Origin of the sequence: Pigmentiphaga sp. CHJ604 (genome assembly GCF_036972535.1) — a bacterium.
Lineage (GTDB): Bacteria > Pseudomonadota > Gammaproteobacteria > Burkholderiales > Burkholderiaceae_B > Pigmentiphaga > Pigmentiphaga daeguensis.
Map to the genome: position 1 here is coordinate 2165657 of NZ_CP136998.1, position 19957 is coordinate 2185613.

Genomic DNA, 19957 nt, shown 5'->3' on the forward strand with positions numbered 1-19957 from the left:
GATTCAACGCGGCGCGTGCCGGGCCTGGATGAGGCGGTCGATATGCAGAACGGCGCCATCCTGTCCATGGCTGGGCCACGGCGGCAACGTCGCGCGATTGGGATCGCCGGTGCGGGCAAACGCGGCGCAGATGTCCTGGAAACCGTGGCTGAGGTCGGCAAGCTCGGCGGAGTCGGCACCAGCCACCATGGGCGCGTCCCGCCAGGTGGCCAGGTTGCCGAACAGGAAGGGCAGATCGATGCAATGGCACGCGCCGATGCCCGGTGTAGGCGACTGCCAGTCGAACTGATAGACGAAAGGCGCGCGGCCCTTGGCGGCCAACGCGCGGGCATACGCCAGCGTAGGCTCGATGAAATCCAGGCGTGACCGCAGGTCCGTCAGCGCCGCGAGAGGCGTGCCCGGCGCCCGGCTGGCGCGCGCCTGCTCATACCGCTCGCCACCTGTCTGCCCGTAGTGGACGTGATATACCTCGCGCACCGTGTCCGCCGGCAGGCCGCCCATGACGGCGTCGCCCACATAGAACGCGGCATTTTCTTCGCGCGTGTAGCCGATGATGGTGTCGCACCAGGCGCCGGCCCCGGCGGCTGCCAGCGGTGGAGCGGCGATGACATCGCCGTCGACAGTCGGCATGAATGGCGGCGTGACCTCCCCGGTGCTGGCCGGGACGGTCTGCCGCAGTACCTGCAACTGGGCTTTCAGGATGGCGTCCACCGGCAGCCGCGACAGGTTGTCCGGCGTTGCGGTCTCGATTCCCGCGGCGCGGGTGAACATGTGCGCCACTTCGCGCTTCTGCGCCGGCGCCTGCAAGGCCACGCCCAGCGGCGTGCTCATCATGATGGCGCGGTCGAACCACTCGGGGCCGTCCGCGCGGGTCTGCAGCGCAGCGATCGAGTACGCGCCCGCCGACTGTCCCGCCACCGTGACGTTGGCAGGATCGCCGCCGAACGCGCCGATGGCGCGCCGTATCCACGACAGCGCGGCCATCTGGTCGCGCAGCCCCAGGTTGGCGGGTGCGATCCCGGGAATGGGCAAGAAGCCCAGCACGCCCAGGCGATAGGTCACGTTGACCACGATCATGCCGGTGCGCTCGGCCAGCACGGCGCCGTCGTAGCAGGGCAGCGAACCGCCGCCCGTCATGAAGGCGCCGCCGTGCAGGAACACGAACACCGGCGCGCGGGATGGGCGGTCGATAGGTACCCAGATGTCCAGGTGCAGGCAGTCCTCGTCCTGCCGGGCGGGATAGTCGCCCATGACCTTGGCCAGCCTCGACGGCAACTGCGGCGGGATGGCCGCGGGCGCCGTCGCGTCGAACCGGCCATCGCCTTCGGCCAGTGGCCGGGGCGGCGCGAAGCGGTGGCCGCCGGTGGGGGGCAGGGCGTAGGGCACGCCCAGGAAACGGACCACCTTGCCCTCGCGGGCGCCCAGCAGGCGACCGTAGGGCATGTCCACGACGCTTGGATCGTTCGGGTTCATGGCATGGCTCCCCTTTGTGGTGAAGGAAGCGTAGCATCGCAAACTGCTCGAGTTCGTTCTGTTATTGGAACGTCAACGTACTGGAAAAGGAACGAATCCATGCGCGGCCTGGACGACATGTACGTGTTCAAGATGGTGGTCGACCATGGCGGCCTGTCGCCCGCCGGACGGCAGATGGGCGTGGCCAAGTCCACGCTGGCGCGCAGGCTGGCCGACCTGGAGCGCCGCCTGGGCGCGCCGCTCTTCCACCGTGGCCCCAGGCAGTTCGTGCTGACCAGCTTCGGACAGGAATGCTACCGGCAATGCGCACGGGTGGCAGCCGAGGCCGACAGGCTGCTGGCACTGGCCGAACGCCTGCAAGCCGTGCCCACCGGATCCCTGCACGTCATCGCGCCGCCCTACCTGAGCGAGATCGCGGTCGAAGGACTGGCCACCGAATTCGCGCTGGCTCACCCCCACGTACGGCTCCATTTCGAGGCCAGCGCGCTCATTTTCGATCCGCGCTTCGTTTCGGCCGACCTCGTCATCTATCCCGCGTTCGAAGCGCTGCCCGACGCCGACATCGTCGCGCGCAAACTGATCACCAGCCCCTTCGCCCTGATGGCCAGCCCGGACCTGCCCGGCCTGGACACCTTGGCGGACCCGTCCGGCCTGGCCGCCATGCCCTGCCTGGGCTTCGGGCGCAAGGCCACCGAGTGGCTATGGCGGCTTCGGCGCGGCCGCGAAACCAGCGTCGTGCGCTTCGAACCGCGCTTCACCACCTACCACCTGTCGGCGCTGTTGCAGGCGGCGCGCCAGGGCCTGGGCATCGCGGCGCTGCCCCTGGACCTGTGCGCGGAGGAACTGCGCCGGGGCCGGCTGGTGCGAGTCCTGGAGGACTGGCTGCCACCGCCGGTCAACATCTTTGCCGTCTATCCGGGGGGCAGGACCCTGACCACCGCGGCCCGGTCCTTCCTGGACATGCTGGTGCAGCGCCTGCCGGGCGCGGATTTCGACGTCTCGCAGACGTCACGGGGCAGGGCGGAGCAGGCTGGCAGAGCGGGGCGAAGCCGGGCGTCTGGCCGGGGTTGATGCGGGGTTTGCAGGTTTTTCAGCCCTCGATTTGCAAGCCGAAAAAAGTGTCGCTATAATTTCATTTCTTTGCAGCGCCCGTAGCTCAGTTGGATAGAGTACTTGGCTACGAACCAAGGGGTCGTGGGTTCGAATCCTGCCGGGCGCGCCAGAATTACCCTGTTAAATCAGGGATTTAAACGGCTTGAGGTCCACGACCCTCAAGCCGTTTTTCTTTGCCTGGGAGATTTGGGGGCGCCGCCTGCTTGGATGGCATCAATCTCGCGCAGGCGTGCCGTGCGGTATCGGCTGACATCAGTGCGTGCGCATCCGGGCCGAGTTGCGCCCAGACAGCAAAGCCATCCCGAGGGGTGGTTTTTTCGTTGAGGCCAACTGGCCTGGCTTTCTTCCAGGAACGACAGTTGCTGCCCCGTCTCCTCCTTCCAGGAGGCCGACATGCTGACTATCAACGACGTTCAAGATGCGATGCGAGTCTGGGACGAGGCCCATGTCGCAGTCCACGACTATTTCGGAAACAACGACATCCTTGATCCGCACAGCTGGACGAGATGGCAGGATCTGGTCGAAACCGAAAATCTGGCGCGCACGCAGGCCTTGACGACCATCAACAGCTATCGGGGGTTGGAGCAGGCGAAGTAGGGGGGTGCGATATATGGCTAGAAATTGAGCTGTTCCGGGCTGATGCCCAGCGCTGCCGCAATTTTTTCCCGAGTCGATTTGCGCAGACGCTCGCTGCTTTCCTGTTGAGCGTAGGCGGACTGGCTGATGCCCAGACGCTCGGCCACTTCAGCTTGCGTAAAGCCGAGATGCTCGCGCCACGCGCGAACGGGTGTGGCGCCGTCCACGGTTCGGCTGATTACGTCGTGAGGAATCAAATCCTTGCCGACGTTGCGCTGCGCCATGTATTCGCCGTAAGGGATCACCACGAAGGCGGGTTTGCCGTCCGCGCCGTTGATGACCTGGATATTAATACGTGCGTTCATCGCGCTTTTTTATCTCCTGGATTTCGATGATTCTGATCTCCCTGATGAGGCCGATTGATCTTGCGCAATTGCTTGGCGGCCTTCAGGGTCCAGACGATCGAATTCATTAGTATTATAAGTTAATTATAAGTCTTATGCGTGATCTGTCCAAGTGCGCTTGACGAGGTCACCCGCCGAGCTGACGGCGCATCATTAACCACGATGAACATAGCCGACAACGTGGCAAAGGACATCTTGGTCCATGTTTCACGTGACCGCCGCCATGCCGAGCAAGCCCCCCATGCGACGATCGGTCGCGTCCCACCCCCCGCGTTTCTCCACCAACCCCGGGTACACTGGCTGTGTCGAAACGCTGCCCAGGGGCGCGGTTTCACGCCGTTGCCCCACTGACCCATGCCATTCGTCAACTACAAATACAAAATCCTGGGGGGACTTGCCTCGATGGCCCTGTCGGCGCCGTTGTCGGCCCAGCAGCCCGAGAAGCTCGAGCCGGGCACCATGGCGGGACGCATGGCGGCCTGTACGGCCTGTCATGGCGAGCAGGGCCGCGCCGGGCCAGATGGCTACTACCCCCGTATCGCCGGCAAGCCGGCCGACTACCTGTACAACCAACTCGTCTATTTCCGCGCCGGCCAGCGTCAGTACCGGCCCATGCAGCATCTGCTCGAGAACATGTCGGACGAGTACCTGAAGCAGATCGCGGTGTGGTTTTCGGACCAGCATCCTCCTTATCCCGATCCCAAGCCATCGCGCCTGCCCGCCGCCACGCTGGAGCATGGCCGGCAGCTCGTGATGGAAGGCGATCGTGCGCGCGGGGTGCCCGCATGCGTGTCCTGCCATGGGCAGGCGCTGTCCGGTGTGTTGCCGGCGGTGCCGGCGCTGCTGGGCCTGCCGCATGACTACCTGAGCTCGCAGTTCGGCGCGTGGACCAACGGCCTGCGCAAGGCGATCGCGCCCGATTGCATGGCGGACATCGCGCGTCGCCTGACGCCCGAGGACGTCAGCGCGGTGGCGGGATGGCTGTCTTCGCAACCGGTGCGCGAAGTGGTGCCGGCCGCCAGCCTGCCCGAGCCGATGCCGATGGAGTGCGGCAGCCAGGTGCATGTGGGGAGCCGGCCATGAACAAGCGCGGATTCCTGCTGGGTGTGCTGGCGGTGGCCGTCGTGGCGGTGGGGACGGTGTTCTGGATGGGGCATCGGGAGTACGACACGCCTGCGCGGACCATGGCCGCGGAGGATGGCGGGCAGCAGATCGAGCGCGGGCGTTATCTGGCTCGCCTGGGCAATTGCGTGGGGTGCCACACCGCGCCCGGCGGCGAGGCCTTCGCCGGCGGCCGTGCGCTGGCGACGCCGTTCGGCACGTTCTATGGCCCGAACCTGACGCCCGATCCGGAGCACGGACTGGGCAGGTGGAGCGCCGATGATTTCTGGCGCGCGTTGCACCAGGGCAAGGCGCCGGATGGCAGCCTGCTGTATCCGGCCTTTCCGTATCCCAGCTATCGCCACGTCTCGCGCACGGACGCGGACGCGTTGTTCGCCTATCTGCGTTCGCTGCCGCCGGCGGCGCGGGTGAACCGGCCGCACGAGCTCGAGTTCCCCTATGACCAGCGCTGGCTGGTGGCGGTGTGGCGGGCCTTCTATTTCCGGCCGACGTCGGACGGGCCGGCACCGGCGGAGCCGTCCGAGGCCTGGCTGCGCGGACGCTATCTGGTCCAGGGCCTGGCCCATTGCGCGGAGTGCCACACGCCGCGCAATCGCCTGGGCGCGATGGCGCTGGATGCCGGGCTGGCCGGTTCGCTGATCGGCGGGCAATCCTGGTATGCGCCGCCGCTGACGGGCGACCGCGTGACCGGCCTGGGAGACTGGACCCGGCAGGACGTCGTCGATCTGCTCAAGACGGGCATTTCGCCACGTTCGCACGCGGCGGGGCCGATGGCCGAGGCGGTCCATCAAGGGTTCCAGTACGCGAACGACGCCGACCTGGATGCGATGGCGGTCTATCTGAAGTCGCTGCCGGCGGTCGGTACCGATACGGCCTCGGTGTCCGCGGCCGCGGCGCCGGCGTTGATGGAGATCGGCGGCAAGCTGTACGAACAGCACTGTGCCCAGTGCCACGGCGCCGATGGCAAGGGGCGCCCGCCCGCCTGGCCGCCGCTGGTGGGCAATATCTCGGTGGTGGCCGCGTCGTCGGACAATGCGGTGCACATGGTGCTGTCGGGCGGTTTCGCGCCGGCCACGGCGGGCAATCCGCAGCCGCACGGCATGCCGCCGTTCGGCCAGTTGCTGGGCGACCAGGACGTGGCGGCCGTGGTGTCGTTCATCCGGCAGAGCTGGGGCAACCAGGCCAGCGCCGTCAGTCTGCCCGAGGTGCGCCGGGTGCGCGAGGCCGTGCGCTAGGGCCCGGTCCGGCGTTCAGCGCGCCGGGCCGGCCTCGAACCGGCGCGTGAGCGTCTGGCTGTCGAATTTCCATCCTTGCGCGGTGTGCACGAGTCCGGCCGTGCCGGCCAGCAGCATGGCGGGGCCGGCCATGGGCGCCGCCGCGTCGTCCGCGATCTCGCCCGCGTGGCGATACACCGTCAGGTAGTAGGTCGCACTGGCCGTCGAGGCCGTGGCCGGCTCCACGCGCAGGTTGGTCACGACGTGGGCGACCCGCTGGTTGCGCGGGCGGCGTTCGAGTTCCTCCAGGATGCGGGCATGGCCGCGCAGCGCGGCGCCGGCGCGGTGCCAGACGCCATCGGGCGTATACAGGTCCAGCATGCGCCCATAGCGCCAGTGGTCGTAGTGGTGGAAGAAGTCGTGCACCACGCGGCTGCACGCCCACGCGGTCTCGAGTTCGGAGGTCGCCATGGCGGTCGGGTCCTTGGAAGGTTGGGTGGGCATCAGTTCACCGCGAGCACGATCTTGCCGGTGTGGGCGCTGCTTTCCATGCGTTCGTGCGCACGTGCCGCGTCGGTCCATGGAATGACGCTGTCGATGGCGGGCGTGCCTTGTCCGGCCGCCAGCCGGGGCCACCAATGGCGTTCCAGTTCGCGGGCGATGGCGGCCTTCAGGGCGACCGAGCGGGGCCGCAGCGTGGAGCCGGTCAGCGTGGCGCGCTTGCGCAGCAGGGCGGGGATGGGCAGCATCGCCTCGGGACCGCCCATGAAGGCGATCAGCGCGATGCGGCCGTCCAGCGCCAGGGCCTCGAGGTCGCGGGCGACATAGGGGCCGCCCACCATGTCCAGCACGACGTCGACGCCGCGTTCCTGGGTGAAGGCCAGCGCCTGTCGTACGAAGTCCTCGTTCCGGTAGTCGATCGCCAGGTCGGCGCCCAGCATCCGGCAGAAGGCGGCCTTCTCCGGCGTGCCCACGGTGGCCAGCACACGGGCGCCGAAGGCCTTGGCCATCTGGATCGCGGTAACGCCTATGCCGCTCGAACCGCCGTGGACCAGCAGGTTCTCGCCGGGCTGCAGGCGTGCCCGCGAAAACAGGTTGTCCCAGACGGTGAAGCAGGTTTCGGGCAGGGCCGCGGCCTGTTCCAGCGAGAAGCCGGCCGGCACCGGCAGGCAGTGTTCGGCCGGGGCGAGGCAATGGCTGGCGTAGCCGCCGCCCGGCGTCAAGGCGCAGACCATGTCGCCCGCGCGCCACCGTTCGACGCCGGGGCCGACGGCGGCGACGCGGCCCGAGACTTCCAGGCCCAGGATGGGCGAGGCGCCCGGAGGCGGCGGATAGCGGCCGACGCGCTGGGCGCAATCGGGCCGGTTGACGCCGGCGAAGGCCACTTCGATCAGTACCTCGCCCGGACCGGGGGCGGGCACGGTGCCTTCGGCCATGCGCAGGACGCCGGGCGGTCCGCCTTTGCCGTGGTCGATGTAGCGCAGCGTGCTCATGGCCGGGTCCTCCTGTTCCGCTGTCCGCCCACGAGTTCGCGCGCGGCCTGGGCGATGCGGCCGGCGTCGGGGATGAGCGCGGCCTGCAGGTGCGGCGCCGCGGGGATGCGGCAGTCGGCCACGCCCAGGCGCCGCACGGGCGCGTGCAGGCAGCCGAACAGCTCGTCCTGCACGCGGGCCGCGATCTCGGCGCCGAAGCCGCCGGTCACGTTGGCCTCGTGCACGACCAGCAGGCGGCCGGTACGGCCGGCGCTGGCCAGCAGGGCGGGCCAGTCGAAAGGGGCGATCCAGCGTGCGTTGATCACTTCGGCCTCGATGCCTTCGCGCGCCAATTGCGCGGCAGCCTCCAGCGCCGGGAACAGTATGGCGCCCCAGGCCACCAGGGTGAGGTCGCGGCCGGGCCGTGCCACGCGGGCTCCCCGGGCATCCTCGATGGGCCCTCCCAGGCTGACGGGCTGCGGGTCGCCGTGGTATATGGCGCGGCTCTCTATGACCAGGGTCGGGTCGTCGCAGCGGATGGCGGCCAGCAGCATGTCGTAGGCATCCTGCGCGGTGGCCGGAATGCCCACGCGCAGCCCCGGTATGTGGGCGTACAGCGCTTCCAGGTTCTGCGAGTGCTGGGCGCACGAACCGGGCGTGGCGCCCTGCTGGGTGCGCACGGTCAGCGGCGCGGCCAGCCGGCCGGCCGAGACGTAGCGCACGTTGGCGGCCTGGTTCACGAGCTGGTCCATGGCGACCAGGCTGAAATCTATCCACATGATCTCGACCACGGGCCGCAGGCCGCTCATGGCCGCGCCCACCGCCACGCCCAGCATGGCGGTCTCGCTGATGGGGGTATCGAACACGCGCGCGGCGCCGGCCTGTCGCTGCAGGTCCTTGGTCACGCCGAAGACGCCGCCGGGCTTGCCGACGTCCTCGCCATACACGACCACCTCGGGCATCTCCTCCAGCGCGCGGGCCAGCGCGGCGTTCACCGCCTTGCCGAAACTGAGCTGGGCGACTCCCGTGGAACAAGAAGCTTCAGGCATACAGGTGCTCCATGACGGTGGCGGGATCGGCCAGGGGCGCGGCCAGCGCCGCGTCGGCCGCGCGTGCGATGTCGGCCGCGGCGGCCGCTTCCAGCGCGGCCAGGGCATCGGCCGCCACGCCGTCCGCCGCAAGGCGCTGCCGCAGGCGCGCGATGGGTTCGCGCTGCCGGGCCTCGGCCAGTTCGCCGCGCGGCCGGTAGCCCTGCAGGTCGCCGTAGTAGTGGCCGACCAGCCGCTGGGTCATCATCTCGATCAGCGCCGGGCCTTGCCCCGCGCGGGCGCGCGCCGCGTGATGGGCCACGCAGTCGCGCACCGCGGCCACGTCGTTGCCGTCCACCCGTTCCCCGGGCATGCCGTAGGCGGCGGCCCGCTTGTGCAGTTCGGCATCGCGCACGGTCTCGGCCACCGGCGTCAGTTCCGCATAGGTGTTGTTCTCGCAGATGAACAGCACCGGCAGGTTGCGGTAGGCGGCGAAGTTCATCGCCTCGTGGATGGCGCCCTGATTCATGGCGCCGTCGCCGAACGCGGTCAGTGCCACGCGTTCCTCGCCGCGCAGCGCCGAGGCCAGCGCGGCGCCGCAGGCGATCGGGGCACCGGCGCCGACGATGGAGTTCTCGCCGTAGAAACCGTGGTCGGCGGCGCTGAACATGGCCGATCCGCCGCGCCCCCGGCATACGCCGGTTTCGCGGCCCAGCAGCTCGGCCAGTATCCCTTGCGCCGGCACGCCGCGCGCCAGCGCCCACCCGTGGCCGCGATAGGTGGAGAACACCGGGTCGTCCGCCCGCAGCGCCTGGCACGAGCCCGCGTAGATGGCTTCCTGGCCGATGCACAGGTGGACCGAGCCCTGGATGGATTGCGCCTTGCGCAGCTCGGTGATCTTTTCCTCGAGCAGGCGGATGCGCAGCATGGTGTCCAGGGACGCGAGTTCGCGCGCGAACGGCCCGCCGCCGGATGTCGCCTGGAGGCTCATCGGGCGGCCTGCACGTGCTTGGCGGCCAGGGCGTCGGCCGTGCGCACCAGCAGCGACAGGTCAGAGCCGACGATGACCACCGTGGCGCCTGCCGCGACGTAGCGTTCGCATTCCGGGGAACCCGCCAGCACGCCGGCCGGCATGCCCAGGGCCACCGCGCGCCGTATCCCTTGCTCGATGGCTTCGACCACCTCGGGATGGTTGGGCTGCCCCATGTGCCCCATGTCGGCCGACAGGTCGGTCGGCCCGAAGAACACCATGTCCACGCCTTCCACGCGGCAGATCGCGTCCAGGTTGGCCATGGCCTCGCGCGTCTCGATCTGCGCCAGCAGGCAGGTCTCCTGCGCGGCGCGCGCGTAGTATTCCTTGTCCCGGCCATAGCGCGTGGCGCGCATGGTGCCGCCCAGGCCGCGTACGCCGCCCGCCGGCGGGTAGCGGGTGTAGCGCACGGCCGCGCGGGCTTCGTCGGCGTTCGAGATGTTGGGCACCATCAGCGCCTGCGCGCCCAGGTCCAGGTATTGCTTGAACGAGGCGGGCTCCAGGATGGGGACGCGTACCGTGGCCGCCGTGTGGCCAGCCGCCAGCGCCGCGAACTGGGCATGCAGGTGGGGCATGCTCTGGGGCGAATGCTCCAGGTCGAACATGATGAAGTCGAAACCGCTGTCCGCCAGCGCCTCCACGGTCTGCAAGGCGTTGGAGACACAGAACAGTCCATACTGGGGGTGCCCGGACTGGATCAGGCGCTTGAAGCGGTTTTGCACGGGGGATGAAGTCATGTCTTACTCCGGTGAAATGCCTGCCTTGCGTTGGACCTCCTGCCAGATCGGCAGGTCGGCCTTCATTTGCGCCATCATCTCGGCAGGGGTGCTGCCGGTCAGCTCGACGCCGCTGCTGCGGAATTTCTCGCGCAGCGCGGGTTGGCGCAGGATGGCGCGCAGCTCGGTCGACAGTTTGTCGACGATGGGTTGGGGGACGCCGGCCGGCGCGACGATGCCGAACCAGAACGAGGCGTCGAAGCCGGGCACGGTGTCGGCGATGGGCGGGATGTCGGGCGTGCCGCTGGCGCGCGTCTTGCTGGTGACGCCCAGCACCCGCAGCCGTCCGCCGTGCACCAGGGGCAGGGCCGAGGTGCCGACGTCGAACACCAGCTGGATCTGGCCGCCGACGAGGTCGCTCAGCGCCGGCATGCTGCCCTTGTACGGAATGTGGACCATGTCCGTGCCGGTCATGGACTTGAACATTTCCGCGGTCAGGTGCAGCGAGCTGCCCGCGCCTATCGAACCGAAGCTCAGCTTGCCGGGATTGCCGCGGGCATAGGCGATGAGGTCGGCCACCGACTTCACCGGCAGGGAAGGATTGACCACCAGGTACAGCGGGGTGGTGAAAGCCAGCGATACCGGCGCGAAATCCTTGAAGGGATCGTAGGGCAGGTTCTTCTGGGCCGCGATGTTCAGCACGAGGCTGGACAGGCTGCCCAGGAACAGCGTGTAGCCGTCGGGCGGCGACTTGGCCACGAACTCCGCGCCTATCATCTGGCTGGCGCCTGGCTTGTTCTCGACGATGACCGGCTGCCCCAGGCGCTGCGCGAGATTCAGCGCGATGTCGCGCGCGGCGGTATCGCCGATGCCGCTGGGCGGGTAGGGCACCACCAGCTTGATGGGTTTGACCGGGTAGTTCTGGGCGTGCGCGCCCGGTGTTGCCAGAGCGCAGGACAGCACTGCGCTCGTTGCCGCGAGCAGCTTGAGTAGTCTCATCATCGTCTCCGGTATGGCGGCGCTGTGTCCGCGCCGCTTCAAGCTTGAGGGAAATCAGCGGGTCATCGCTCCTGCCCGACGTAGCCGTGGGGGTTGCCGAAGCGCTCGGTCATGACTTCGCCCAGCGCCTTGGATTTGTGCGCGACCCAGCCGCCGGACAACACGGCGTACTCGTCCGGGTGGGACAGCGCCTGGGGCGTCCTGCCCGCCATCTCGTCGCGGATCAGGCCCAGCAGCAGGCGGCGCATGCGCACGATGCCCAGGTCGGTGGGACCGAGGTGTTCCCGCGTGCGGTCGGCGATCGGTCCTTGGCTGTCCTGGATGGCGGCGTCCTGCTCGGACACGCCCTGGATGCCGGTGAAGCTGTTGTGCTTCTGGTCCTCGCGATCGATCAGGTAGTCGTTGCGCAGGTTCCGGTAGGGCACGTAGTGCTCGTCCACCTGGGCGTGGATGGTGTGTCCCTGACGCGCCGCCTCCCGCTCTTCCTCGGTCAGCGGCCGGTCCGGGTTCCAGGTGTAGGTGTAGATCCAGCACGAGGTGTCGTTCACGGGCACGAAGGTCTGCCCATGGTAGTTCTCGCCGGGAAACGCGCTGGGCGCCAGCGCATGGTTGGGGACCAGGTAGTGGGCGATGCGCCAGTACAGATCGTCGCCGTCGGCCTTGCGCGCCCCGCCCACCACCAGGCCGGCGGGGAACTCGTCCACCGAGAAGGCCGGCATGGGATCGTCGCGCACCCATTTGAAGCGGTCGTTGCGCACGGCCTGCGCGCCCAGCGCGGCGTGCTTGATCCGTTCCATCACCGCTTCGGCCGTCCCGGCTTCTTCCGTACCCAACAGCATGTGCAGGAACGAGAAATGGGTCGTGTCCAGCGCGCCCTCGACGCATTGCAGCCAGTTGCAGTCCTGCCACTTCTTGCTGACGTAGCGGTGCGAGGGCGGCACCAGCGCGAAGGCCAGCTTCGGCAGCGGGGGCGGTTCGGCGGCCGGCCCCATGTAGGCCCAGACGCATTCGCCCCACTCCCGCGCGGGATAGGCCTTCAGGCGGATGCGATCGCGGTAGGGCGAATCGGCCGGCATGGTGGGCATGTCCAGGCAGCGTCCGTCCACGTCGAACTTCCAGCCATGGAACACGCAGCGCAGCCCCGCGTGTTCGTTGCGGCCGTAGTAGAGATTGGCGCCGCGGTGCGGACAGACCGGATCGACCACGCCGACGCGTCCGCTGCTGTCGCGAAAGGCCAGCAAGTCCTCGCCCAATACCTTGATGCGCTTGGGCGGACAGTCCGGCTCCGGCAGTTCCTCGGACAGCAGGACCGGCACCCAGAACTGGCGCAACAGGCGGCCGGCGGGGGTGCCGGGACCGGAACGGGTGATCAGTTCGTTGTCTTCCGCGCTCAGCATGATGTGGCCGTCTCCTTGGTGTTCGTGCAGGAAGTGTCGTGCCGTGCGGGAAATCGCTGGTAGGGAAGTTCGGATATTTTGAATAGCATTCTGCAATGCCGAATACGCCCTGGAACGCCATGCCGCGCAATCCCTACCAGATCGACGAGGAGCCCAGCGACATCGAGTTCGACGCCTACGAGGCGCACGAGGGCGACCGGCTGTTCGCCTCCACCCTGGCCAGGGGGATGCAGATCCTGCGCTGCTTCACGCCGCTCGAGCCGGCGCTGGGCAACAAGGAGCTGGCGCGGCGCACCGGCCTGTCGCCGCCGACCATCTCGCGCTTCACCTACACCCTGGTGAAGCTGGGCTACCTGCGGCCCGACACGCTGTCGGGCAAGTACCGCCTGGCGCCGGGCGTGGTGTCGCTGGGCTACCCGCTGCTGGCCTCGATCACCTTGCGCCAGTTGGCCCGCCCGCTGATGAACGTGCTGGCCGAGTCGATGAACTGCTCGGTGTCGATGGGCATACGCGACCGACTCAGCATCGTCTATGTGGAGACGAGCCGCATCACGAGTTCTTTCGCGCCGCAGCTCTCGGACATCGGCCTGCGCTTTCCCATCGTCTCGACCGCCATCGGCCATGCCTTCATCTCGGGGTGCGAGCCGGTCGAACGGCAGAAGCTGCTGAACGAGATCCGGGTCAAGACGCCGCGCATGTGGGCCGAGCACCAGGATCATGCGGCGCGCTCGTTCGAGGCCTTCGCCAAGAAGGGGTTTTGCAGCGTCTACGGCGAGCAGCACCCCGACCACTATGCGGTGGGCGTGCCCATGGGCCGGCTGCGCGACGGCGAGCTGATCGTGTTCAACGCGGTCATTCCGCGCTTTCGCGCCTCGCGGCAAAGCGTGGAGGAAGGGCTGGCGCCCAGGCTGGTGGAAATGGTGGCGCAGGTGCGCCGCAGCAGCTACGCGGTCTGACGCGGCCGCCGCCGCAGGGTATCGTCGAATGCCGCCGCGTTGCGCACGCCCTGGTCCTCGAAGTTGGTGTTGAACAGCACGTGGACGTTGGCCGCGGCCTGGGTGAGCCGACGCACCAACTCGGCGATGCGCTCCAGTTCCTCGGGCGTGTATTCGTAGACGAAGCGGCCCGACGAGGCGGCAAGGCGCCGGCGGTTCCAGGCCTGGCTGTTGCGCCCGTGCAGGCGCACCACCGCCAGGTCGGGGCGCGTGGCGGCCCAGACGGCGGGTACGCTGTTCACGTACTGGTCCGGGCTGTCGACCACGGTGTGGGCCGCGCCCAGTTCGCGCAGCAATGCCAGCGTGCCGGGCCGGCCCGCCGGGTCCAGCCAGCCGCGATGGCGGAATTCCACCGCGTGCACCTGGTCCTCCATGCGGCGCGCGCAATCGCGGACCAGGGCGCGGCCGGCGGCGTTGTTGCGCACCCGGGGCGAGTACTGGAAATGGACCGCCGCCAGCTGGCCGCTCTGGCGCAGCGGCTCCAGGCCTTGCAGGAAGCGGCTCCACAATTCGTCGCGCAGTTCGCCCGGCAGGGTGGCATGGTCGACGACGCGGGCGCCGGACGGGAGTTCGGCGGCGATGTCGGCCGGCAGCGCCGCGACCGGGGTCAGGTGTCCGGTGAACAGGCGAAAGGCCTTCAGGTGGAAGACGAAGTCCGGCGGCGTGCGCCGGGTCCACAGATACGCCGTGCGCGCGGCGGGCAGGCGGTAGTAGCTGCTGTCCACCTCGACCAGCGGGAAGCGCGAGGCATAGAAGCGCAGCCGGTCCTCGGCCGTGCGGGCGGAGGCGGGATAGAAGCGGCCGCAGGCCAGCAGGGTGGGATCGGTCCAGGACGAAGTGCCGACACGCACGGCCATGGCGGGAAATCCGAAGGAGGGGAGGGGCGTTTATACTGGATGAATATACAGTTTTCCTGCGTCCCATGTCACATGTCCCCGACACGCCGGCCCACGATCCCTGGGCCGACCTGAACCCCCGCCAGCGCGAGGCCGTCGAGTACGGCACGGGCGCCGACGCCGACCGTTGCGGACCGCTGCTGGTCATCGCCGGCGCGGGCTCGGGCAAGACCAGCACGCTGGCCCACCGGGTGGCCAACCTGGTCCTGAAGGGGGCCGATCCGCACCGGATCCTGCTGCTGACGTTCTCGCGCCGCGCCGCCATCGAAATGGAGCGCCGCGCGGGCCGCGTGATGCAGGCCGTGCTGGGCATGGGCGGGCAGCCGCCGTCGCTGCCCTGGGCCGGCACCTTCCACGCCGTGGGCGCGCGGCTGCTGCGCGACTACGCCTCGCGCATCGGCCTGTCCGACGCCTTCACCATCCACGACCGCGGCGACGCCGAGGACCTGATGGGCTTCGCGCGGCACGAGCTGGGGTTCTCGGGCACCAAGTCCCGCTTTCCCCTGAAGGGCACCTGCCTGGCCATCTATTCGCGCGCGGTCAACAGCCAGGCGCCGCTGGCAGGCGTGCTGGCCCGGCACTTTCCCTGGTGCGCCCAATGGGAGGAGCAACTGAAGACGCTATTCGGCGCCTACGTGCAGGCCAAGCAGGACCAGCACGTGCTGGACTACGACGACCTGCTGCTTTATTGGGCCGAGATGACGAAGGAGCCCGCCATCGCCGCCGAGCTGGGCGCGACCTTCGACCACGTGCTGGTCGACGAATACCAGGACACCAACCGCCTGCAGGCGGAGATCCTGCTGGCCATGAAGCCCGACGGCCGCGGCCTGACGGTGGTGGGGGACGACGCCCAGTCCATCTATTCGTTCCGCGCCGCCACCGTGCGCAACATCCTGGATTTCCCCTCGCAGTTCTCGCGCCCCGCGCACGTCGTCACGCTGGACCGCAACTACCGTTCGACCCAGCCCATCCTGGATGCCTCCAACGCGGTCATCGCCGAGGCGCCCGAGCGCCACGCCAAGCAGCTCTGGACCGACCGCGCCTCGTCGCAGCGGCCGCAACTGGTCTACGTCAGCGACGAGCCGGGGCAGGCGCGATGGGTGGCGGACCAGATCCTGGCGCGGCGCGAGACCGGCGTGCGGCTGATGTCGCAGGCGGTGCTGTTCCGCTCGGCCAGCCACAGCGCCGGGCTGGAACTGGAGCTCACCCGCCGCAACATCCCCTTCGTGAAGTTCGGCGGCCTGAAGTTCCTCGAGGCCGCGCACGTCAAGGACGTGCTGGCGCTGCTGCGCTGGGCGGCCAACCCGCTCGGCCGCCTGTCCGGGTTCCGCGTGGCGCAACTCATGCCCGGCATCGGTCCGGCCACCGCCGCGCGCCTGCTCGATGCCATGGCCGGATCCGCGCAGGCGGTGCAGGCGCTGGCTGCTTTTTCGCCGCCCGCCGCCGCCGCGGAAGACTGGAAATCCTTCGCCGATACCTTCGTGGCGCTCAGCGACCCCGGCCTGGCCTGGCCCGCGCACCTGGACCTCGCGCTGCGGTGGTACGGTCCGCACCTGCAGCGGCTGTACGACGACGCTGTCGTGCGCCAGGCCGACCTGGACCAGCTGGCACGCATCGCCGGCACCTACGGATCGCGCGAACAGTTCCTGACCGAACTGACGCTGGATCCGCCCGACGCCACCAGCGCGCAGTCGGGGCAGCCGCTGCTGGACGAGGACTATCTCATCCTGTCCACCATCCATTCGGCCAAGGGTCAGGAATGGAAGGCTGTCTACGTGCTGAACGTGGTCGATGGCTGCATACCGTCGGACATGAGCACCGGCGATGCCGACGAGATCGAAGAAGAGAGGCGGCTGCTGTACGTGGCCATGACCCGCGCCAAGGAAGACCTGCAACTGGTCGTGCCCCAGCGCTTCTACGTGCACCAGCAGAGCGGAATGGGCGACCGCCACGTCTATGGCACGCGCAGCCGCTTCATCCCGGAGCGCATGCTGCCGCTGTTCGAGATCCTCCCCAAGGCCAGGCAGGGCATGCCGGCAGCCGCGCCGGCGGCCCAGCCGGCGGTCCGGATCGACATCGCCAGCCGCATGCGCAACGCCTGGCGCTAGGCGCCAAATGCTTGACGCAAAAATATTTTAAGTATGAAATAATAGCCACCAGACAGGCGGATACGCGTGTTCCGCCGCCATTTTTCCAGCCGTCGAGCCGGCCAGCGGAGGACTCATGAATATCGCGTGCATCGGAGGAGGGCCCGCCGGGCTGTATTTCGCGCTCTTGATGAAGAAGCGTGATCCATCATCGCGCATCGTCGTCATCGAGCGCAACCGTCCTTACGATACCTTCGGCTGGGGCGTGGTGTTCTCGGACCAGACGCTGGGCAACCTGGTGCAGGCCGACGAGCCCACCGCGCGCCGCATCCTCCAGTCCTTCAACCATTGGGACGACATCGACGTCCATTTCAAGGGACGTACCATCACGTCGGGCGGCCATGGCTTCTGCGGCATCGGCCGCAAGCGCCTGCTGAACATCCTGCAGGACCGTTGCCAGGAGCTGGGCGTCGAGCTGGTGTTCGAGACCGAAGTGGACGACGACCAGGAAGTCGCCCGCCGCTACGGGGCCGACCTGGTCATCGCCTGCGACGGGCTGAACAGCAAGGTCCGCAAGCGTTACGAGGACGTCTTCAAGCCCGACATCGAGACCCGCGCCTGCCGTTTCGTCTGGCTGGGCACCAAGAAGCTGTTCCCGGCCTTCACCTTCGCGTTCGAGGAAACCGAGCACGGCTGGTTCCAGGCGCATGCCTACCAGTATGACGGCGATACCTCGACCTTCATCATCGAGACGCCCGACGAGGTCTGGCAGCGCGCCGGCATCGACAAGATGAGCCAGCCCGAGGCCATCGCCTTCTGCGAAAAACTCTTCGCCAAGTACCTGGACGGCCAGCCGCTGCTGAGCAATTCGCCCCACCTGCGCGGGTCGGCGAACTGGATCCGTTTCCCGCGCATCGTCTGCGGCAGCTGGGTCCACTGGAACGACATCGACGGCAAGCGCGTACCGGTCGTGCTGATGGGCGACGCGGCCCACTCCGCGCATTTCTCCATCGGTTCCGGCACCAAGCTGGCGCTCGAGGACGCGATCGAGCTGGCGCGCTGCTTCGATACCTACCAGGGACAGGATCTCGAGGGCGTCATGGCCGGCTACGAGGCGGTGCGGGCCATCGAGGTGCTGAAGATCCAGAGCTCGGCGCGCAATTCCATGGAGTGGTTCGAGAACGTCGACCGCTACGTCGACCTCGAACCCGAGCAGTTCGCCTATTCCATGCTGACGCGCAGCCAGCGCCTGTCGCACGAGAACCTGCGGCTGCGCGACGCGTCCTATGTGGAAGGCTACGAGCGCTGGTTCGCGCGCAAGGCGTTCGCGGCGGCCGGCCTGGCCGAGCCCCCCGAGCCGCGCGGCAAGCCCATTCCCCCCATGCTGACGCCGTTGCGCGTGCGCGACCTGGTCCTGAAGAACCGCATCGTCATGTCGCCCATGGCCCAGTATTCGGCGGTGGGCGGCACGGTGGGCGATTTCCACATGGTGCACCTGGGCAGCCGCGCGATGGGCGGGGCCGCCATGGTCGTCGCCGAGATGACCTGCGTGTCGGCCGACGCGCGCATCACGCCGGGGTGTCCCGGGCTCTACCGCCCCGAGCATACCGAGGCCTGGAAGCGCATCGTCGATTTCGTGCACGAGCATACCGATGCCCGGATCGCCGTGCAGATCGGGCACGCCGGCCCCAAGGGGTCGACCAAGCTGGCCTGGGAAGGCACGGACATGCCGCTGGAGTCCGGCAACTGGCCGCTCATCGCCGCGTCCGAGGAACAGTATCTGCCGGGCGTGTCGCAGGTGGCTCGCGCGGCCACGCATGACGACATGCGGCGCATCCTGGGCGATTTCGTACGGGCCACCCTCGAGGCCGAGAAGGCCGGCTTCGACTGGCTGGAGCTGCACTGCGCCCACGGCTACCTGCTGTCCACCTTCATTTCCCCGCTGACCAACCGCCGCACGGACGAGTATGGCGGCAGCCTGGAGAACCGCTGCCGCTATCCGCTCGAGGTCTTCGCCGCGATGCGCGAGGTCTGGCCCGCGCACAAGCCCATGAGCGTGCGCATCTCGGCGCACGATTGGGTCGAGGGGGGGATCACGCCGGACGACGCGGTAGCGATCGCCCGCCTGTTCAAGGCCGCGGGCGCGGACATGATCGATTGTTCGTCGGGCCAGGTCAGCAAGCGCGAGCAGCCGGTATACGGGCGCATGTTCCAGACGCCGTTCGCCGACCGCGTCCGCAACGAGGCCGGGATCCCGACCATCGCGGTGGGCGCCATTTTCGAGGCCGACCATGTCAACGGCATCATCGCGGCCGGGCGCGCCGACCTGTGCGCGCTGGCCCGGCCGCACCTCGCCAATCCGGCGTGGACGCTGCTGGAATCGGCGAAGATGGGATGGGACGTGACGTGGCCCAAGCAATACTATGCGGGCCGCCTGCAACTGGAACGCAACCTGGAACGCGAACGCCAGATGGCCGCCGCGACCCAGGGCATGTCGCCGCGCGAAATCGCCGCGCGCCTGTTGGAGTAAGGAAGGGACCACCCCCTACGCCCTTCGGGCGCCCCCTCAAGGGGGCGGCACTGGCGGACCGGCAAAGCCGGATCCGCGGTGCCCTGGGTCTGGGCATGAGTCATACGATGGAGTGGTGACATAGCTCATGGATCAATTGAACGGAAAGCATGCGCTGGTGACCGGCGGCGCGCGGGGCATAGGCCTCGCCATCGCCCGCGAGCTGTTGCGCCAGGGGGCCGCGGTCACGCTGACGGGCCGCGACCTGGCTGCGCTGGATGGCGCGGTGGCGGCGCTGGCGCCGCTGGGCGCCGCGCATCGGGTGCGGATGGACGTGGCCGACTCGGCCTCGGTCCAGCAGGGCATGGCCGAGGCCGTGCGCGCGGCCGGACGCATCGACATCCTGGTCAACAACGCCGGCCAGGCGGAATCGGCGTCCGTGGGCAAGACCGACGATGCCTTGTGGGCGCGCATGCTGGCGGTCAATCTGAGCGGAAGCTTCTATTGTTCGCGCGCGGTCCTGCCCGGCATGCTGGAAGCCGGCTGGGGGCGCATCGTCAACGTGGCCAGCACCGCCGGCCTGATCGGCTATACCTACACGGCGGCCTATTGCGCCTCCAAGCATGGCGTCGTCGGATTGACGCGCGCGATGGCGCTGGAGGTCGCCACCAAGGGGGTCACGGTCAACGCCGTGTGTCCCGGCTTCACCGAAACCGACCTGGGCCGCGAGGCCATCGCCAACATATCCGCCCGCACCGGCCGCAGCCAGGCCGAGGCCACGGCGGCGCTGGCCGCGTTCAACCCGCAGAAGCGGCTGGTGCAGCCCGACGAAGTGGCCAATGCCGCCGTCTGGCTGTGCCTGCCCGCCTCGGCCGCGATGAACGGCCAGGCCATCGCGGTCGCGGGCGGCGAAGTCACTTGAAGGA

General features: G+C 68.6%; 18 protein-coding genes and 1 tRNA gene. 9 read left to right on the top strand and 10 right to left on the bottom strand.

Translation table 11 applies throughout. The annotated features are described in order from the left end of the window. Positions 1-3 precede the first annotated feature (3 nt). Positions 4-1473, bottom strand: coding sequence for a carboxylesterase family protein (locus R4823_RS10420; RefSeq protein ID WP_087839338.1), 1470 nt, complete (start codon positions 1471-1473; stop codon positions 4-6). Between the two features lie 99 nt (positions 1474-1572). On the opposite strand from R4823_RS10420, the gene R4823_RS10425 reads away from it, so the two are divergent. The 3 genes from R4823_RS10425 (at position 1573) to R4823_RS10435 (ending at position 3183) form a co-directional block, all read left to right on the top strand. Beyond that, complete coding sequence (locus R4823_RS10425) at positions 1573-2544, top strand: LysR substrate-binding domain-containing protein (protein WP_338618566.1); 972 nt, start codon at positions 1573-1575, stop codon at positions 2542-2544. Positions 2545-2618: 74 nt separating this feature from the next. Further along, positions 2619-2695, top strand: a tRNA-Arg gene (locus tag R4823_RS10430). 284 nt (positions 2696-2979) lie between these two features. After that, the gene (locus tag R4823_RS10435; protein WP_087839340.1) at positions 2980-3183 is read left to right on the top strand and encodes a hypothetical protein; all 204 of its coding nucleotides are present in this window, start codon (positions 2980-2982) and stop codon (positions 3181-3183) included. 17 nt (positions 3184-3200) lie between these two features. Here the strand turns inward: R4823_RS10435 and R4823_RS10440 are convergent, their stop codons facing one another. Continuing rightward, positions 3201-3527, bottom strand: coding sequence for a helix-turn-helix transcriptional regulator (locus R4823_RS10440; RefSeq protein ID WP_338618567.1), 327 nt, complete (start codon positions 3525-3527; stop codon positions 3201-3203). 441 nt (positions 3528-3968) lie between these two features. Between R4823_RS10440 and R4823_RS10445 the strand changes: the two genes are divergently transcribed. Together R4823_RS10445 and R4823_RS10450 are read left to right on the top strand one after the other, a co-directional pair. Then, complete coding sequence (locus R4823_RS10445) at positions 3969-4649, top strand: c-type cytochrome (protein WP_243724572.1); 681 nt, start codon at positions 3969-3971, stop codon at positions 4647-4649. After that, positions 4646-5923, top strand: a complete 1278-nt coding sequence (locus R4823_RS10450) for a cytochrome c (RefSeq protein ID WP_338618570.1) — start codon at positions 4646-4648, stop codon at positions 5921-5923. Before R4823_RS10445 ends, R4823_RS10450 begins: the two co-directional genes overlap by 4 nt. Positions 5924-5938: 15 nt before the next feature. Here R4823_RS10450 and R4823_RS10455 read toward each other — a convergent pair whose 3' ends face one another. From R4823_RS10455 to R4823_RS10485, 7 genes are all read right to left on the bottom strand, one after another. After that, on the bottom strand, positions 5939-6406 hold the full coding sequence (locus R4823_RS10455) for a nuclear transport factor 2 family protein (protein ID WP_165963198.1): 468 nt from the start codon (positions 6404-6406) through the stop codon (positions 5939-5941). Next, positions 6406-7395, bottom strand: coding sequence for an NAD(P)H-quinone oxidoreductase (locus R4823_RS10460; protein WP_279814132.1), 990 nt, complete (start codon positions 7393-7395; stop codon positions 6406-6408). The genes R4823_RS10455 and R4823_RS10460 overlap by 1 nt, the downstream gene beginning before the upstream one ends. Further along, positions 7392-8423, bottom strand: a complete 1032-nt coding sequence (locus R4823_RS10465; RefSeq protein ID WP_338618571.1) for a transketolase C-terminal domain-containing protein — start codon at positions 8421-8423, stop codon at positions 7392-7394. The genes R4823_RS10460 and R4823_RS10465 overlap by 4 nt, the downstream gene beginning before the upstream one ends. Next, positions 8416-9393, bottom strand: coding sequence for a thiamine pyrophosphate-dependent dehydrogenase E1 component subunit alpha (locus R4823_RS10470; RefSeq protein ID WP_338618572.1), 978 nt, complete (start codon positions 9391-9393; stop codon positions 8416-8418). The genes R4823_RS10465 and R4823_RS10470 overlap by 8 nt, the downstream gene beginning before the upstream one ends. Further along, positions 9390-10169, bottom strand: a complete 780-nt coding sequence (locus tag R4823_RS10475) for an aldolase/citrate lyase family protein (protein WP_087839349.1) — start codon at positions 10167-10169, stop codon at positions 9390-9392. Before R4823_RS10475 ends, R4823_RS10470 begins: the two co-directional genes overlap by 4 nt. Before the next feature lie 3 nt (positions 10170-10172). Further along, positions 10173-11147 carry a tripartite tricarboxylate transporter substrate binding protein gene (locus R4823_RS10480; RefSeq protein WP_165963199.1) on the bottom strand — a complete coding sequence of 325 codons (975 nt, stop codon included), beginning with the start codon at positions 11145-11147 and terminating at the stop codon, positions 10173-10175. Between the two features lie 62 nt (positions 11148-11209). After that, positions 11210-12544, bottom strand: a complete 1335-nt coding sequence (locus tag R4823_RS10485) for a Rieske 2Fe-2S domain-containing protein (protein ID WP_132979985.1) — start codon at positions 12542-12544, stop codon at positions 11210-11212. Positions 12545-12639: 95 nt separating this feature from the next. Between R4823_RS10485 and R4823_RS10490 the strand changes: the two genes are divergently transcribed. Then, on the top strand, positions 12640-13500 hold the full coding sequence (locus tag R4823_RS10490; protein WP_338618575.1) for an IclR family transcriptional regulator: 861 nt from the start codon (positions 12640-12642) through the stop codon (positions 13498-13500). Here the strand turns inward: R4823_RS10490 and R4823_RS10495 are convergent. Beyond that, positions 13488-14396 (bottom strand): DUF72 domain-containing protein, encoded by a 909-nt coding sequence (locus tag R4823_RS10495; protein WP_087839353.1) that lies wholly within the window; start codon positions 14394-14396, stop codon positions 13488-13490. The two genes, R4823_RS10490 and R4823_RS10495, sit on opposite strands and share 13 nt — an antisense overlap. Before the next feature lie 65 nt (positions 14397-14461). Here R4823_RS10495 and R4823_RS10500 point away from each other — a divergent pair, with 65 nt between their 5' ends. The 3 genes from R4823_RS10500 to R4823_RS10510 all read left to right on the top strand — a co-directional run bounded on the left by R4823_RS10500 (position 14462) and on the right by R4823_RS10510 (position 19953). After that, on the top strand, positions 14462-16543 hold the full coding sequence (locus tag R4823_RS10500) for an ATP-dependent helicase (protein ID WP_087839354.1): 2082 nt from the start codon (positions 14462-14464) through the stop codon (positions 16541-16543). Positions 16544-16658: 115 nt separating this feature from the next. After that, positions 16659-19052, top strand: coding sequence for a bifunctional salicylyl-CoA 5-hydroxylase/oxidoreductase (locus R4823_RS10505; protein ID WP_087839355.1), 2394 nt, complete (start codon positions 16659-16661; stop codon positions 19050-19052). Positions 19053-19179: 127 nt separating this feature from the next. Beyond that, positions 19180-19953, top strand: coding sequence for an SDR family oxidoreductase (locus R4823_RS10510; RefSeq protein WP_087839356.1), 774 nt, complete (start codon positions 19180-19182; stop codon positions 19951-19953). Positions 19954-19957 lie beyond the last annotated feature (4 nt).

Excerpts from the sequence above, each read along its gene's own strand:
- R4823_RS10505 (WP_087839355.1), top strand. The coding sequence starts at position 16,659 with ATGAATATCGCGTGCATCGGAGGAGGGCCCGCCGGGCTGTATTTCGCG.
- R4823_RS10455 (WP_165963198.1), bottom strand. The coding sequence starts at position 6,406 with ATGCCCACCCAACCTTCCAAGGACCCGACCGCCATGGCGACCTCCGAA.
- R4823_RS10490 (WP_338618575.1), top strand. The coding sequence starts at position 12,640 with ATGCCGAATACGCCCTGGAACGCCATGCCGCGCAATCCCTACCAGATC.
- R4823_RS10510 (WP_087839356.1), top strand. The coding sequence starts at position 19,180 with ATGGATCAATTGAACGGAAAGCATGCGCTGGTGACCGGCGGCGCGCGG.
- R4823_RS10440 (WP_338618567.1), bottom strand. The coding sequence starts at position 3,527 with ATGAACGCACGTATTAATATCCAGGTCATCAACGGCGCGGACGGCAAA.
- R4823_RS10480 (WP_165963199.1), bottom strand. The coding sequence starts at position 11,147 with ATGAGACTACTCAAGCTGCTCGCGGCAACGAGCGCAGTGCTGTCCTGC.
- R4823_RS10445 (WP_243724572.1), top strand. The coding sequence starts at position 3,969 with ATGGCCCTGTCGGCGCCGTTGTCGGCCCAGCAGCCCGAGAAGCTCGAG.
- R4823_RS10495 (WP_087839353.1), bottom strand. The coding sequence starts at position 14,396 with ATGGCCGTGCGTGTCGGCACTTCGTCCTGGACCGATCCCACCCTGCTG.
- R4823_RS10500 (WP_087839354.1), top strand. The coding sequence starts at position 14,462 with ATGTCACATGTCCCCGACACGCCGGCCCACGATCCCTGGGCCGACCTG.
- R4823_RS10465 (WP_338618571.1), bottom strand. The coding sequence starts at position 8,423 with ATGCCTGAAGCTTCTTGTTCCACGGGAGTCGCCCAGCTCAGTTTCGGC.
- R4823_RS10485 (WP_132979985.1), bottom strand. The coding sequence starts at position 12,544 with ATGCTGAGCGCGGAAGACAACGAACTGATCACCCGTTCCGGTCCCGGC.
- R4823_RS10460 (WP_279814132.1), bottom strand. The coding sequence starts at position 7,395 with ATGAGCACGCTGCGCTACATCGACCACGGCAAAGGCGGACCGCCCGGC.
- R4823_RS10475 (WP_087839349.1), bottom strand. The coding sequence starts at position 10,169 with ATGACTTCATCCCCCGTGCAAAACCGCTTCAAGCGCCTGATCCAGTCC.
- R4823_RS10470 (WP_338618572.1), bottom strand. The coding sequence starts at position 9,393 with ATGAGCCTCCAGGCGACATCCGGCGGCGGGCCGTTCGCGCGCGAACTC.
- R4823_RS10425 (WP_338618566.1), top strand. The coding sequence starts at position 1,573 with ATGCGCGGCCTGGACGACATGTACGTGTTCAAGATGGTGGTCGACCAT.
- R4823_RS10450 (WP_338618570.1), top strand. The coding sequence starts at position 4,646 with ATGAACAAGCGCGGATTCCTGCTGGGTGTGCTGGCGGTGGCCGTCGTG.
- R4823_RS10435 (WP_087839340.1), top strand. The coding sequence starts at position 2,980 with ATGCTGACTATCAACGACGTTCAAGATGCGATGCGAGTCTGGGACGAG.
- R4823_RS10420 (WP_087839338.1), bottom strand. The coding sequence starts at position 1,473 with ATGAACCCGAACGATCCAAGCGTCGTGGACATGCCCTACGGTCGCCTG.